The organism is Streptosporangium jomthongense (assembly GCF_042650425.1).
Taxonomy (GTDB): Bacteria; Actinomycetota; Actinomycetes; order Streptosporangiales; family Streptosporangiaceae; genus Streptosporangium.
In genome coordinates, this window is record NZ_JBHSBC010000003.1 from 299988 (window position 1) to 313736 (window position 13749).

Annotated in this window: 13 protein-coding genes and 1 tRNA gene; 12 read left to right on the forward strand and 2 right to left on the reverse strand. The window is 69.6% G+C overall.

The window, feature by feature from the left end; all coding sequences use genetic code 11:
• The first annotated feature begins 53 nt into the window (after positions 1 to 53).
• Entirely contained in the window at positions 54 to 2105 is a 2052-nt protein-coding gene (locus ACFOYY_RS06000) for an ATP-binding protein (RefSeq protein WP_386188465.1), read from the forward strand.
• Positions 2106 to 2137: 32 nt separating this feature from the next.
• On the forward strand, positions 2138 to 4003 hold the full coding sequence (locus tag ACFOYY_RS06005) for an ATP-binding protein (RefSeq protein ID WP_352014734.1): 1866 nt from the start codon (positions 2138 to 2140) through the stop codon (positions 4001 to 4003).
• Here ACFOYY_RS06005 and ACFOYY_RS06010 read toward each other — a convergent pair.
• A complete protein-coding gene (locus ACFOYY_RS06010; RefSeq protein WP_352014735.1) occupies positions 4000 to 5031 on the reverse strand; it encodes an adenosine deaminase in 1032 nt (343 codons plus the stop codon). The genes ACFOYY_RS06005 and ACFOYY_RS06010 overlap by 4 nt on opposite strands.
• Before the next feature lie 138 nt (positions 5032 to 5169).
• Entirely contained in the window at positions 5170 to 6375 is a 1206-nt protein-coding gene (locus ACFOYY_RS06015) for a pyridoxal phosphate-dependent aminotransferase (protein WP_352014736.1), read from the reverse strand.
• A 260-nt stretch (positions 6376 to 6635) separates the two neighbouring features.
• Between ACFOYY_RS06015 and ACFOYY_RS06020 the strand changes: the two genes are divergently transcribed.
• The 10 genes from ACFOYY_RS06020 to ACFOYY_RS06065 all read left to right on the forward strand — a co-directional run bounded on the left by ACFOYY_RS06020 (position 6636) and on the right by ACFOYY_RS06065 (position 13275).
• Positions 6636 to 6708, forward strand: a tRNA-Trp gene (locus tag ACFOYY_RS06020).
• A 75-nt stretch (positions 6709 to 6783) separates the two neighbouring features.
• The gene (gene secE, locus ACFOYY_RS06025; protein ID WP_352014737.1) at positions 6784 to 7032 is read left to right on the forward strand and encodes a preprotein translocase subunit SecE; all 249 of its coding nucleotides are present in this window, start codon (positions 6784 to 6786) and stop codon (positions 7030 to 7032) included.
• 66 nt (positions 7033 to 7098) lie between these two features.
• Positions 7099 to 7884 carry a transcription termination/antitermination protein NusG gene (nusG, locus tag ACFOYY_RS06030; protein WP_352014738.1) on the forward strand — a complete coding sequence of 262 codons (786 nt, stop codon included), beginning with the start codon at positions 7099 to 7101 and terminating at the stop codon, positions 7882 to 7884.
• Positions 7885 to 8000: 116 nt separating this feature from the next.
• Positions 8001 to 8432: a 50S ribosomal protein L11 gene (gene rplK, locus ACFOYY_RS06035; protein WP_184712590.1), complete on the forward strand. Its 432-nt coding sequence runs from the start codon at positions 8001 to 8003 to the stop codon at positions 8430 to 8432.
• 155 nt (positions 8433 to 8587) lie between these two features.
• A complete protein-coding gene (gene rplA / locus ACFOYY_RS06040) occupies positions 8588 to 9301 on the forward strand; it encodes a 50S ribosomal protein L1 (RefSeq protein ID WP_352014739.1) in 714 nt (237 codons plus the stop codon).
• Between the two features lie 152 nt (positions 9302 to 9453).
• Positions 9454 to 10290, forward strand: coding sequence for a DUF1396 domain-containing protein (locus ACFOYY_RS06045; protein ID WP_386188470.1), 837 nt, complete (start codon positions 9454 to 9456; stop codon positions 10288 to 10290).
• 357 nt (positions 10291 to 10647) lie between these two features.
• A complete protein-coding gene (gene rplJ, locus ACFOYY_RS06050; protein WP_352014741.1) occupies positions 10648 to 11172 on the forward strand; it encodes a 50S ribosomal protein L10 in 525 nt (174 codons plus the stop codon).
• An 85-nt stretch (positions 11173 to 11257) separates the two neighbouring features.
• Positions 11258 to 11650 (forward strand): 50S ribosomal protein L7/L12, encoded by a 393-nt coding sequence (rplL, locus tag ACFOYY_RS06055; protein WP_352014742.1) that lies wholly within the window; start codon positions 11258 to 11260, stop codon positions 11648 to 11650.
• Positions 11651 to 12301: 651 nt separating this feature from the next.
• The gene (locus tag ACFOYY_RS06060; RefSeq protein ID WP_352014743.1) at positions 12302 to 12763 is read left to right on the forward strand and encodes a hypothetical protein; all 462 of its coding nucleotides are present in this window, start codon (positions 12302 to 12304) and stop codon (positions 12761 to 12763) included.
• On the forward strand, positions 12760 to 13275 hold the full coding sequence (locus ACFOYY_RS06065; RefSeq protein WP_386188473.1) for a hypothetical protein: 516 nt from the start codon (positions 12760 to 12762) through the stop codon (positions 13273 to 13275). Before ACFOYY_RS06060 ends, ACFOYY_RS06065 begins: the two co-directional genes overlap by 4 nt.
• Positions 13276 to 13749 lie beyond the last annotated feature (474 nt).

The following is a 13749-nucleotide window of genomic DNA, read 5'->3' on the forward strand; positions in this document are numbered from 1 at the left end:
TGGCCGCGCTCCCATGGTTGGCTGGCCATCTAACGCGGAGGGGCGAGGAATCGGTGGAGGAGACGCGCACGCGCCGGGACAACGTGCCGGCGGAGACGGGTGACCTCGTAGGACGGGAGGCGGAGCTCGGCGAACTCGCCGCACTGATCGGCCACTCTCCTCTGGTGACCCTCACCGGGGTCGCCGGGGTCGGCAAGTCCAGGCTCGCGCTCAGGGCCGCGACCACGCTCCGCGGGGACTTCCCCGACGGGGTGTGGGTCGTCGCGCTGTCCGCCGAGCAGAACGGCGCCCTGGTCGGCCACGCCGTCGCCGCCGCGCTCGGCCTGCCGGAGCAGGCCGTGCGGCCCCAGGCGGAGGTCCTCGCCGACTTCCTCGCCGACCGGCGGCTGCTGCTGGTCCTCGACGACTGCGACCACCTCGCAGAGGCGTGCGCGGAACTGCTGCGCCAGGTCCTGGCGCGGGCGCCGCACATCCGGGTGCTGGCCACCGGCCGCGGTCCTCTGGGGCTCGCCGGGGAACGGCTGATGCCCGTCGAGCCGTTCGCCGTACCCGAGGGGGCCGAGGCCGCGACCTGCGACGCCGTCCGGCTGTTCACCGAGCGGGCCAGGGCCCTGGTGCCCGGCGCCGCCCTCGACCCCCACGAGGTGGCCCGGCTCTGCCGCGGCCTCGACGGCATCCCGCTCGCCATCGAGCTGGCCGTACGGCGGCTGCGGGCGCTGTCCGTGCCACAGCTCACCGAGCGGCTCGGCGACCGCTTCGCCCTGCTGGAGGGCGGCAGCCGCGCCCCGCTCGGGCGGCACCGGAGCATGCGCACCGCGGTCGGCCTCAGCCACGAGCTGTGCGGCCCGGGGGAACGCCTGCTGTGGGCCCGCCTCTCGGTCTTCGAGGGCTGGTTCGACGCCGACGACGCATGGGCAGTGTGCGCCGACGGACGACTGGCCACGCTCGCGCTGTCCGGGCTCGCCGACCGGTCGATCCTGGTCGCCGACGTCGCCGGTGGCCCGCGCTACCGGATGCTCGGCACGATCCGCGACTACGGAAGGCAGTGGCTGCGGCTGCTGGGCGAGGAGGAGACCGTTCTCGCCCGCCACCACGACCACTTCCTGGCCGGGGCGCGCAGGGCGGAGGCCGAGTGGTACGGCCCGAGCCAGGCCCGCTGGGCGGCCTGGGCCAGGCGGGCGATGCCGGACCTGGAGGCCGCGCTGGCCCGCGACGAGGGCTTCGACCTGGCCACCTCGCTCTGGTTCGTCTGGTGCTGCCTCGGCAGGGCCGGCCTCGGGCACCGGCACCTGGACCGGCTGCTCAACCGGGAGATCACCCCCGGCCCGGCCCGCACCAAGGCCCTGTGGGTGTGCTCATGGGCGGCGCTGGCCGCGGGCGACACCTCGGAGGCCAGACGCAGGGCCGCCGAGGCGTACGCGGCGGCCACGGCCGAGGGCGACCTCGCCGCCGCCGGATGCGCCAGGCAGGGGGCGGCGGCGACCGCGCTCGCCCTCGGCGACCTCGACGGGGCCGCGCGCCTGGCCGCCCAGGCCGCCGGGCTGTTCGAGCAGGCCGCCCCGGAACGGGCCGCCCACATCGGTCTCCCCGTCGCCGAGACGACGCTGGCGATGGCGCACAGCCTCAGGGGGGAGTTCGGCCCGGCCGTCGAGGTCCTCGTGCGCCAGTGGGCCAGGTGCGCCGAACGGGGTGAACTGTGGGCCCGTTCCCACGGCGACCACGTGCGCTCGCTCGCCGAACTCGGCAGGGGAGAGATCGAGGCGGCCGAGGCCTACGCCCGCGCGGCGCTCGACGCCAAGTGGTGCCTGCGCGACCCGCTCGGCGTGGCCGCGGCCACCGACCAGCTCGCCGCGACCGCCGTGGCGCGCGGTGACGGGCGCAGAGCCGCCCGCCTGCTCGGCGCGGCCGCCCGGATGTGGACGACCGCGGGCCTTCCCACCCCCGACGCCTCGCCGTACGCGACGTCCAGGGCGCGCACGGAACGCCGGGCCAGGGCGTTGCTCGGCGACCTCGCCTACGAACGCGCGTTCGCCAGGGGAATGGCCATGGACATCGACACCACTGTCGCCCGCATCCGGGACACAGACGGCTTCGGTCACCTTTAGCATGAATGCCCACGCCGCGAGGAGACTGCGGAATGAGTGCATTCGTCGGTAGGCAGGGCGAGGTCGCGGAGATCACAGCCCTTTTCGAGCGGGTACGGCTCGTCACCCTGTCGGGGGCGGGCGGTGTCGGCAAGACCAGGCTCGGCCTCGAACTCGCCAGGACACTCGTCCCCGAGCCCGCGGTCGTCGACGTCGCGGAGGTCGCCGAGGTCGGCGGGCCACAGGCGCTGGCCCCCGCCGTCACCGAGGCCCTGGCCGTCTCGGCCGGGTCCCTGCTCGTGCTCGACACCTGCGAGGCGCTGGTCGACGAGGTCGCCTCCCTGGTCGGCGAACTGCTCGCCACCGACCCCGAACTCCGCATCCTGGCGATCAGCCGCCAGTCGCTGGCCGTCCCCGGCGAGCACCTGCGGGTGCTGGCCGGCCTCCCCGCCCCGGACGCCTACGCCCTGCTCACCGGTCTCGGCGACACCTGGCCCGCCGGGACGCGCGAGAGCCTCACCGAGGTGTGCGACAGGCTGGACGGTCTGCCGCTGGCGATCGAACTGGCCGCCGTACGGCTGCGCACGATGCCCGTCGCGGACTTCGTCGCGAACCTGGGCGAGCACCTGGCCCTGCTCGTCGACGAGGAGCGGCAGGGCCCCTCAAGGCACCGGGCGCTGGCCACCTGCATCGGGTGGAGCCACCAGCTGTGCACCGAGCGGGAACGACTGTTCTGGGCGCGCGTCTCGGTCTTCCCCGGCGAGTTCGACCTGGAGGCTGCGACCTACGTCTGCCGGGACGAGACGCTGCGCGCCCAGGACATGATCGACGTGGTCACCGGCCTGGTCGACAAGTCCGTGCTGCTGCGCAGGGAGACCCACGCCGGAGTCCGCTTCCTGATGCCCGGCGCCACCCGCGAGTTCGGCGCGGGCTGGCTGGCCCTGCTCGGCCAGCAGGAGGAGGTACGGCTGCGCCACCACGACTTCTACCTGGCCCTGGCCCGCAACGCCGAACGCGAGTGGCCACGCCGCCAGGTGCGCTGGCACCACAGGCTCCGCGTCGAGGCGGCCAACCTCGCCCAGGCACTGGAGACGGGCCTTGAGGCGGGGACCGGTCTCGAACTGGCCGGAGCGCTGTGGATCCTGTGGGTGTGCTGCGGGATGCACGCCGAGGGGCGCGACTATCTCGACCGCGCCCTGGCCACGGACCCTCGGCGTGGACCGGCGCGGACCAGGGCGCTGTGGGTCTGCGCCTGGGTCGCCAGCCTCCAGGGAGACCTGCTCGGAGCCGAGGAACGGCTCTCCGAGTGCCGCGAGGCCGACCCCGGCGGCCACGCGGGCGCCTACGTGACCCAGCTGGCCGCCCAGGTCGCCGCCCAGCGGGGGCAGGCGACCCGCGCCGTGCTCGGCATCAGGGCCGCCCGCGACCGCCACCACTCGGCGGGACGCGCCTTCCCCGGCCTGCTGCCCGGCTACGCCGTGGTGGCCGCCTGCCTGCTGACGCTGGGCGACGTCGAGGCGGCCGTCGGCGTCCTCGTCGAGGGACTCGACCTCTGCGAGACCTACGAGGACCTGTGGACCCGCTCCCACCTGTGCCACCTGCGCGCCCACGCCGACTATCTGCGCGGAGACCTCACCGCCGCCGGGGAGCACGCCCGCGAGGCCCTGCGCACCGCCCGCCTGTTCGACGACCGTACGGCGCAGGCCGCCGGGGTCGAACTGCTCGGCGCGCTCGCCGTCGCCGAACGACGGTCACAGGAGGGCCTGGAGCTGCTGGCCGCGGCCCGCGACGCCTGGACGGCGCTCGGCGGCGAGCACCTGCGCCCGCCGCTGCTGGCCTCGATCGCCGTCCCGGAGGTCCTCCCCGTCGAGGGCCTGCCCCTCGACGCCGCCACCAGCCTGGCCCTCAAAGAGCCCTAGACACCCTCGGGGTCGGGGGAGGACAGCCACTCGTCGATCTCCCTGAGGATCTCCTTGCGGACGCTCTCGGGGGCGGCGGAGGCCCTGATCGACTGCCGGGCCAGCTCGGCCAGCTCCGCGTCGCGGAAGCCGTACACCTGCCTGGCCAGCTCGTACTGGGGCAGCAGCCTGGCGCCGAACAGCAGCGGGTCGTCGGCGCCGAGCGCGATGGGCACCCCCGCCTCGAACAGCCGCCGCAGCGGCACGTCCTGCGGCCGTTCGGCAACCCCGAGGCCGACGTTGGAGGTCGGGCAGACCTCACACGTGACCTGCCGGTCAGCCAGCCGCTCCATCAGCCGTGGCGACTCGGCCGCCCGCACGCCGTGCCCGACCCGGTCGGCGCCGAGCTCGTCGAGGCACTCGGCCACACTGGCCGCCCCCATCAGCTCCCCACCGTGCGGTACGGCCAGCAATCCGGCCCGCCTGGCCAGCCTGAAGGCCCCGTCGAAGTCACGGGCCCGGCCCCTGCGCTCGTCGTTGGACAGCCCGAAACCGACGACGCCCTGGTCCATGTGGTGCGTGGCGAGCCTGGCGAGCGTCTTGGCGTCCAGGGGGTGCTTCGTGCGGTTGGCGGCGACCACGAGCGCCACTCCGATGCCCGCGTGCGCCGAGGCTTGGCGCGCCGCGTCGAGCATCAGCTCAAGGGTGGGGGTGAGACCGCCGAACCGGTGGGCGTATCCCGAGGGGTCGACCTGGATCTCCAGCCAGCGAGACCCCTCGGCGACCTCGTCCTCCGCGGCCTCCCGCAGCAGCCGGTAGACGTCGGACTCCCGCCGCAGCACCGCCCGTGCGATGTCGTAGAGCCGCTGGAAACGGAACCAGCCCCGCTCGTCGGTCGCCCGCAGCCGGGGCGGCCAGTCCTGCTCAAGCGCGTCCGGCAGGTGCAGACCCTGCTCACGGGCGAGCTCGATCAGGGTCGTGTGCCGCATCGAGCCGGTGAAGTGCAGGTGGAGGTGGGCCTTTGGCAGGTCGGTGAGCGGGCGTGGCATTTCCATATGGTGCCGTATGCCGGGCACCGCACGGTGCCACACGCCGAACCCGCTCCCACGGAGCCGGAGGGCGGGCCGCCGGGCGGCGCCGTACACGCGCCGCCCGGCGGTGGACCTCAGACGGGTCTCAGGTGGGCCTCAGCCGACCTGGCCGAGGAACTTGGCCACCCGGCTCACGCCCTCGACGAGGTCCTCGTCGCCGAGCGCGTAGGAGAGCCGGAAGTAGCCGGGGGTGCCGAAGGCCTCGCCGGGGACGAGGGCGACCTCGGCCTCCTCAAGGATGAGCTCGGCCAGCTGGGCGGACGTCTCGGGACGCCTGCCACCGAAGTCCTTGCCCAGCAGCTCCTTGACCGACGGGTAGGCGTAGAAGGCGCCCCTGGGCTCGGGGCAGAGCACGCCCGGGATCTCGTTGAGCATGCGGACCATGGTCTGGCGGCGGCGGTCGAAGGCCTCGCGCATCTTCGCCACGGCCGACAGGTCGCCGGACACGGCGGCCAGGGCGGCGGCCTGGGCCACGTTCGAGACGTTGGAGGTGGCGTGCGACTGCAGGTTGGTCGCGGCCTTGACGACGTCCTTCGGGCCGATCAGCCAGCCGACCCGCCAGCCGGTCATGGCGTAGGTCTTGGCGACGCCGTTCAGCACGACGACCCGGTCACCCAGCTCGGGGACGACGGTCGCGATGCTCGCGAACGTCGCGCCGCCGTAGGTGAGGTGCTCGTAGATCTCGTCGGTGACCACCCACAGCCCGTGCTCGGCCGCCCAGCGGCCGATCGCCTCGACCTGCTCGGGCGAGTAGACCGCGCCCGTCGGGTTGGACGGGGAGACGAACAGCAGGGCCTTGGTGCGCTCGGTGCGGGCCGCCTCGAACTGCTCGACGCTCGCGAGGTAACCGGTGGTCTCGTCGGTCACCACGTCCACCTGGACACCGCCCGCGAGCTTGATGGCCTCGGGATAGGTCGTCCAGTAGGGGGCGACGACCAGAACCTCGTCACCCGGGTCGAGGAGCGTGGCGAAGGCCTCGTAGACGGCCTGCTTGCCACCGTTGGTGATCAGCACCTGGGCCGCGTCGACCTGGTAGCCGGAGTCGCGCAGCGTCTTGTCCGCGATGGCCTGCTTCAGCTCGGGCAGGCCCCCGGCCGGGGTGTACTTGTGGAACCTGGGGTTGCGGCAGGCCTCGACGGCGGCCTCGACGATGTAGTCGGGAGTCGGGAAGTCCGGCTCGCCCGCGCCGAAGCCGATGACCGGGCGGCCCGCCGCCTTCATGGCCTTGGCCTTGGCGTCCACGGCGAGTGTGGCGGACTCGGAGATCGCGGAGATGCGCGCTGAGATGCGAGGACGGGTCATGCCTTCCATGGTTACAGATCTGTGAGGTGCCCCCCGCCTCCCGCCGGTTTTTCCGTACGGCGGGCCGTACGGAAGGGGAAGGGCTGTGACGTGGGAGATCAGGGGGAGGCGAGGGGTCGATCACCTGCCGGTTCGACGTGGGGGCCATTCCCACGTAGACTCCCGCATGTTCCTAACCGCCGTGTGCACGAACTCGGCGGTCGGGACCCGTGAGCCACGGACAAACTTCGGTCCAACCGATGTATGGTGGTTCATGTCTTAGGGCACTAGCGCAATTGGTAGCGCACCGGTCTCCAAAACCGGCGGTTGGGGGTTCGAGTCCCTCGTGCCCTGCGAGGAGCGGTCCGCGCATCAGGGCGTCTAGCGCGCCGCAGACATGCGTTGGACTCGACGAAGCAGGTGAGGACTGTGGCGATCGACACGCGCGGCGAAACCGCAGACAAGCCGAGCGGTGAGAAGAAGGCCAAGCGCACTTCTCCCGCCCTCTTCTATCGGCAGATCATCGCTGAACTACGCAAGGTCATCTGGCCTACGCGCAAAGAGCTTCTCTCGTACACCACGATTGTCATGGTCTTCGTTCTGATCATGGTCGGGGTCGTGTCCGGACTCGACGCGTTGCTCACCGAAGGTGTGCTGCGGATCTTCGGCGGAGCCTGAGGCCGGACCCCGGCGGATCGCCCCCCGTAATTTCATCAGCCCATCGACGAAAGAGAATGAGCCACCGTGTCCGAGTCTCCACAGCCGGCCGGCGAGTCCCGCGAAGAGCGGACTGACGAGCCGGAGCAGGTCGTCGACGTCGCGGAGGACTCGCTCGACGCCGACACCGAGACCGACGAGGTCACGGCCGACGTCGACGAGGACGAGGCAGAAGAGGCCGGGCAGACCGGTGAGGTCGACGAGGACGGCGACGTCCTGCCCGATGTCGACCCGGTCGAGGAGTTCAAGCGCCATCTGCGCGGCCAGTACGGCGAGTGGTACGTCATCCACTCCTACGCCGGTTACGAGAACCGCGTGAAGTCGAACATCGAGACCCGTACGCAGTCCCTCAACATGGAGGACTACATCTTCCAGGTCGAGGTGCCGACGCACCACGTGACCGAGGTGAAGAGCGGCAAGCGTCAGCTGGTCAAGGAGCGGGTGCTGCCCGGCTACGTGCTGGTCCGGATGGAGCTCACCGACGAGTCCTGGTCCGCGGTGCGCAACACGCCCGGTGTGACCGGCTTCGTCGGTCTGTCGAACAAGCCCAGCCCGCTGAGCCTGGACGAGGTGGCCAAGCTGCTGGCTCCCGAGCCCTCGGAAGAGGTCAAGAAGTCGACCGTCAAGGCCACGGCCGCGACCGTCGACTTCGAGGTCGGCGAGTCCGTCACGGTCATGGACGGCCCCTTCGCGACCCTGCCCGCCACGGTCAGCGAGATCAGCGCCGAGTCGCAGAAGCTCAAGGTCCTCGTGTCGATCTTCGGTCGCGAGACCCCGGTTGAGCTCTCGTTCAACCAGGTCTCGAAGATCTGACCGATCACATAAACTAAGACGTTCGGTGGCCGTGTCTCGCGAAGCACGGCCTTCCGACATGCTCCCCGTGTCTGCGTGGGAGCCGCATCACCCCGATTAGGACCCGGAGAAGAACCATGCCTCCTAAGAAGAAGATCGCGGCACTGGTCAAGGTCCAGCTCCCCGCTGGCCAGGCCACGCCCGCTCCGCCGGTCGGTACCGCCCTCGGTCCGCACGGCGTCAACATCATGGACTTCGTCAAGCAGTACAACGCTGCCACCGAAGCCCAGCGCGGCAACATCATCCCCGTTGAGATCACCATCTTCGAGGACCGCTCCTTCACCTTCGTCACGAAGACGCCCCCGGCGCCTGAGCTGATCAAGAAGGCCGCCGGTGTGGCGAAGGGCTCGGCCGTCCCGCAGAAGGACAAGGTCGGCAAGCTCACCAAGGAGCAGCTGCGCCAGATCGCCGAGACCAAGATGCAGGACCTCAACGCCAACGACATCGAGGCGGCCGAGAAGATCATCGCCGGCACCGCCCGGTCGATGGGCATCACGATCGCCGACTGACGACAGGCGACTCGGTCCCGAGCCGGTGATCCGGCGACGGATCGGAAAACGGCGGAACGCGACGGTGGTCGTGTCCGTCACCAGGACATCGAAGTGAGTGGAAGGGCCAGGCGCTGGCCCGCACCACGGACACTCGGATTCACAGGAGTGAGCAAGTGAAGCGCAGCAAGGCATTCCGCGCGGCGGCCGCACAGGTCGACGGCGAGAACCTCTACAGCCCGGCCGCGGCGGCGAAGCTCGCCAAGGGGACCAGCGTCACCAAGTTCGACGCGACCGTCGAGGTCGCGCTGCGACTGGGCGTCGACCCCCGTAAGGCCGACCAGATGGTGCGCGGCACCGTCAACCTCCCGCACGGCACCGGTAAGACCGCCCGGGTCCTGGTCTTCGCGACCGGTGACCGTGCCGAGGAGGCCCGCGCCGCGGGCGCCGACATCGTCGGTGCCGACGAGCTGATCGACGAGGTCGCCAAGGGCCGTCTCGACTTCGACGCCGTCGTCGCGACCCCCGACCTCATGGGCAAGGTCGGCCGTCTCGGCCGCGTGCTCGGTCCCCGTGGCCTCATGCCCAACCCCAAGACCGGCACCGTCACCCCGGCCGTCGGCAAGGCCGTCACCGACATCAAGGGCGGCAAGATCGAGTTCCGTGTCGACCGGCACGCGAACCTGCACTTCATCATCGGCAAGGTGTCCTTCGGCGAGCGTCAGCTGGTCGAGAACTACGCCGCCGCCCTCGAAGAGGTGCTGCGTCTGAAGCCATCCGCCGCCAAGGGCCGTTACCTGAAGAAGGTCACCTTCTCCACGTCCATGGGCCCCGGCATCCCGGTCGACCCGAACGTGACGCGGGCGCTGACCGCCGAGCTCGACGCCTGAGACGTCCGCTAGCAGACGCCTTCTCGGAAAGGCCTCAACCGAATGGCCATTCGGTTGAGGCCTTTCTTCGTTCCTATGGAGGAAGCGTGTCGGGATTGCCCGGCGTATGGTCATAAACAAGTCCATCGGGGGACACGAAGGAGTGAAGACCAATGCGCCGATTGGCTCCCGCACTGACACTGGGAGCGGCCGCTCTGATCGCGGTCACGGGATGCGGTGCGCAGAGCACCGGAACCCTCGGAAACGTCAAACTGGCCGCCGCCGAGGCGGTTCAGCAGAGCGCGCAGAGGGCCGGGGAGGTCACCTCGTACTCCGCGGACCTCGTCCTTGACGCCACAGGCGGCGACAGGGGCGCGGGCAAGATCCAGGGCAGCGTGGTCTACCAGAGCCAGCCTCAGCTGGCGACCGACATCACGCTGGACACGATCAACTTCGACGGGCAGAACGTCCCCGGCGGAGCCAGGGCGATCTTCACCGGTGACACGGTCTACCTGAAGTCGCAGCTGCTCGCCAGGTTCGCGGGGGCGAACAAGCCCTGGCTCAAGGCCTCGATCTCCGACATCGACGCCGAGGGCCAGAAGGGCGTAAGGAGCTTCCTGGAGCAGGCCAGGCAGTTCGATCTCGCCGCGACGGTCAAGCTGCTCACCGCGTCCAAGGACGTCAAGGCCGTGGGCACCGAGACGGTCGGCGGGACCGAGACGACCCACTACAGCGGCACCTTCCCGGTGGCCGAGGCCGCCCAGGTGCTCGACCCGGCCAAGCAGGAGCCGCTCAAGGAGCGACTCTCGTCGGTCAAGGACGTGAAGTTCGACCTGTGGGCCGACGGCCAGAGCCTGCCCCGCAAGGTCACGCTCAGCGGCTCGAAGAACGGTGAGTCGTTCAACCTGACCGCGCTCTTCAAGGGCTTCAACGAGCCCGTGACGATCGCGGCCCCGCCCGCCGAGCAGGTGGGCGACCTGCCGAAGAACCCCGTCCCGAGCGGCCACTGAGGGCCCGCTGGGAACGGCTCGTGGAACCCCGTCCGGGGGACCACGAGACCCATGTACGGCCCGCCTCTCCCATCGCACCGGGGGAGGCGGGCCGTCGTGTTTTCCTGGATTCCTTCCCGAGCGGAGCCCGGTTTGGCGTTCCTCCCGCCAGGGCGTATGCTGTCAACGCCGAAGACCGCCGGTTGTCGTCAGGCCTCATGGTTCGACGACCCAAGGTTCCACTTCGTGGACGACCAGCGCAGGTGTGATGTGAGTTTCCATTTGGACTGACCTCCTCATGTGAGCCCCGTGCGCCTGCGCCCGGGGCTTGTTCGCGTCTGTGGCCCCTTGCCGGTGGCAACATCTGGAAGGAGGCCCATGGCGAAGGCGGAAAAGGCAACGGCTGTAGCCGAGCTGCGGAGCAGCTTCGAAGGCTCCAACGCTGCCGTTCTGACCGAATACCGCGGTCTCACCGTCGCTCAGCTCAAGCAGCTGCGCGTCTCTCTCGGTGAGCATGCGAAGTTCGCCGTGGTGAAGAACACGCTGACCAAGATCGCGGCCAACCAGGCCGGGATCAGCGAGCTCGACGACCTGCTCGCGGGTCCGTCGGCGATCGCGTTCGTCGAGGGCGACGTGGTCGAGGCCGCCAAGAGTCTGCGTGACTTCGCCAAGGCCAATCCCCTCCTGGTCATCAAGGGCGGTGTCGTCGACGGCAAGTCGATGAACCCGGCCGAGATCAGCAAGCTTGCCGACCTTGAGTCGCGCGAGGTCCTCCTCGCGAAGCTGGCCGGTGCCATGAAGGCGAAGCAGGCCCACGCCGCCGCCGTCTTCAACGCGCTGCCCACCAACATGGCTCAGCTCGTCGAGGCTCTGCGCGCCAAGCGCGAAGAGGCGGGCGAGTAGGTCCGCGCTGGCGGACTCAGGGGATTAGCGCATATATACCGCGGTCCCGAATTCTCAGTTTTTAGATCCATACGGAGGAATCATCATGGCGAAGCTCACCGCTGACGAGCTGCTCGAGTCGTTCAAGGAGATGACCCTCCTTGAGCTGGCCGACTTCGTGAAGCTCTTCGAGGACGCCTTCGACGTCAAGGCCGCCGCCCCCGTCGCCGTGGCCGCCGCCCCGGCCGCCGGTGGCGCCGCTCCGGCCGAGGAGGCCGAGGAGCAGGACGAGTTCGACGTCATCCTCGAGGCTGCCGGCGACAAGAAGATCCAGGTCATCAAGGAGATCCGCGCCCTGACGAGCCTGGGCCTCAAGGAGGCCAAGGACCTCGTTGACGGCGCCCCCAAGCCCGTCTTCGACGGCAAGGTCAACAAGGAGCAGGCGGAGAAGGCCAAGGCTGCCCTCGAGGGCGCCGGCGCCACCGTCACCGTCAAGTAGTCCCACCTGGCCTGAAGGCCTCGTAGGAGAGCTCGACGAGACTCAACAGAAAGAGCGGGTCCACCTGGTGCCGGTGGCCCGCTCTTTCTGCTTTCCCGGCCCGTCAGGGGCGTGTCAGAGCCCGTCTGGGGTTGGTGAAGGCCTCGGCGAGGGGCGTCCGTACGACGCTCTCATGCCTTCGGTCGGCTTCTCCTGCGGCGAACTTCTCATGATTTATGGCTTTATGGGCGGTTTGTTCACTAAATCGCCATTAAATGCTCTGAAATGGGTTTGGGATGCGACCCGAAGAGCTCGCCGGGCCGTACGGCGGGGCACCGGACGGCATTTCCCCGCGTGAGCCCGAAGGTCGTTTATCGGTGGCGCCTGGGCGCCTGGGCCACGAGATCGGTGGCTCGGGATGGAGAGGGCCACGAGATCAGCGGCCTTGGCAGGGATATTTTTTTCCTGTTATGAGAGGGCGGCTCCTGGGGAGGTGGGCAAAGCCCTCCATGACGATCCGTTTGGCGGGTTATGATCCGGCGATCGGGGAGCTTTCGGCCTGAACGGCCGGCGCCACGTGATCACCGGTCCGTGTTCCGACGGACCCGCGATGGGAGAGAGCGCATGGCGGTGAACACTGCTCGGCGGGCTCGCCCGCTGAGAGTCGCCGGGTTGGTGCTGGCCCTGTTGATCGTGGCGTTGCTCGGCGCGGCGTTCTGGCTGCGCTCGGCGCTTGCGCAGGCCCAGGCGGAGGCCGACGACCGGGAGGCCGCGATACGGGCGGCGGGATCACACGCCCTGGATCTGCTCTCGGTCGGTCACCGGACCGTGGACTCCGACATCAAACGCATCTTGGACACGTCAACCGGCGCGGCGAAGGCGGAGTACGCCAGGAACGTCACGACGCTCAAAGAGACGACGCTCAGGAACAAGGTTCTCCAGACGGGCGCGCTCCGTGCCTCCGGGCTCGTCTCGATGAAGGGGAACGTCGCCAGAGTGATGGTCGTCGGGGACGCCGTCATTCGCTGGGAGGGTAGCAAACAGCCCCCGCAGGAGCGGTTCTACCAGTGGAACATGGAAGTGACCAAGATCGGGACCGCCTGGCTCGTCTCGAAGACGGAGCTGGTCCTGTGACCCGCGTCTCCCTCCTCCTGGTCGGGGTGATGACCGCCGTCGCGCTCTCGCTCGCCGCGGTGGTGTGGATCATGTTCGCGGATCTGAGCCGACTGCGTTCGGACGAGGCCGCCGGACGGGAGGCGCTCGCGACCGCCCGCTCCGTCGCCGCCGACATGCTGTCGTACGACTACCGTACTATCGAACAGGATTTCGCACGGGCTCGGGGATACACCACGGGAAACCTCAGCCAGTACTACCGGCAGCTCACCACGAGCCTGGTGCCGACGGCCAGGAAGGAGCGCGCCGTCCAGCAGGCGACGGTGGCCGGGGCCGGGGTCGAGTCGGCGCGCGCCGACCGGGTCGAGGTCCTGCTGTTCGTGAACATGAGCACCGTGCGGACCATGCCGGGGGACAGGCAGCCCCGGCGCCAGATCAGGCAGAACAGGGCCCGGTTGGTCATGGTCAGGCAGGACTCCCACTGGCTCGTCTCCGAGCTGTCCACCCTGCTGGGAAACCCGCCGCCCCACTAGGTTGGCGTGGCGCTTCATTCAATTGTTATCAAAGTCTGCGTTTAGAGCTGGTTTGTGGCTGGGTACATCGTTCATCGCAGCGTCGATCGTCGGTCGTGTGTGCGTCTGGCGCTCGAAGCTTCGTAGGGCGAGGCGTTAGCCTCCCCGAGGCGCGGGTATCGTCTTGGGGCTGGTGGTTGCGCAGGTCACACGATGGGAAAACTCCCAGCGGCTCGGCTGTTCCTTGGCTGAAATGTCGGCTCACGGGCTTGACGTTTCGGCTCTGACGGGCGATGCTGCGACCAACGTGGAGAGCGCAGCGAGGGTGAACTGGACAGGTGTATGCCGTTCGGCTACACTGCCCCTTTGCGCTGCCCTTTGACGACCCGCTTCTTTTGGTGCTCCGATGCATGGTCGTCTGGCGTGCGTGTAGTCAGTCCGCCGCGAGCCCTCGGAAGGACATCTGTTGGCAGCCTCGCGCAACGCCTCCGCCGT

Excerpts from the sequence above, each read along its gene's own strand:
- rplJ (WP_352014741.1), top strand. The coding sequence starts at position 10,648 with ATGGCGAAGGCGGAAAAGGCAACGGCTGTAGCCGAGCTGCGGAGCAGC.
- ACFOYY_RS06045 (WP_386188470.1), top strand. The coding sequence starts at position 9,454 with ATGCGCCGATTGGCTCCCGCACTGACACTGGGAGCGGCCGCTCTGATC.
- ACFOYY_RS06005 (WP_352014734.1), top strand. The coding sequence starts at position 2,138 with ATGAGTGCATTCGTCGGTAGGCAGGGCGAGGTCGCGGAGATCACAGCC.
- rplK (WP_184712590.1), top strand. The coding sequence starts at position 8,001 with ATGCCTCCTAAGAAGAAGATCGCGGCACTGGTCAAGGTCCAGCTCCCC.
- ACFOYY_RS06010 (WP_352014735.1), bottom strand. The coding sequence starts at position 5,031 with ATGCCACGCCCGCTCACCGACCTGCCAAAGGCCCACCTCCACCTGCAC.
- ACFOYY_RS06015 (WP_352014736.1), bottom strand. The coding sequence starts at position 6,375 with ATGACCCGTCCTCGCATCTCAGCGCGCATCTCCGCGATCTCCGAGTCC.
- rplL (WP_352014742.1), top strand. The coding sequence starts at position 11,258 with ATGGCGAAGCTCACCGCTGACGAGCTGCTCGAGTCGTTCAAGGAGATG.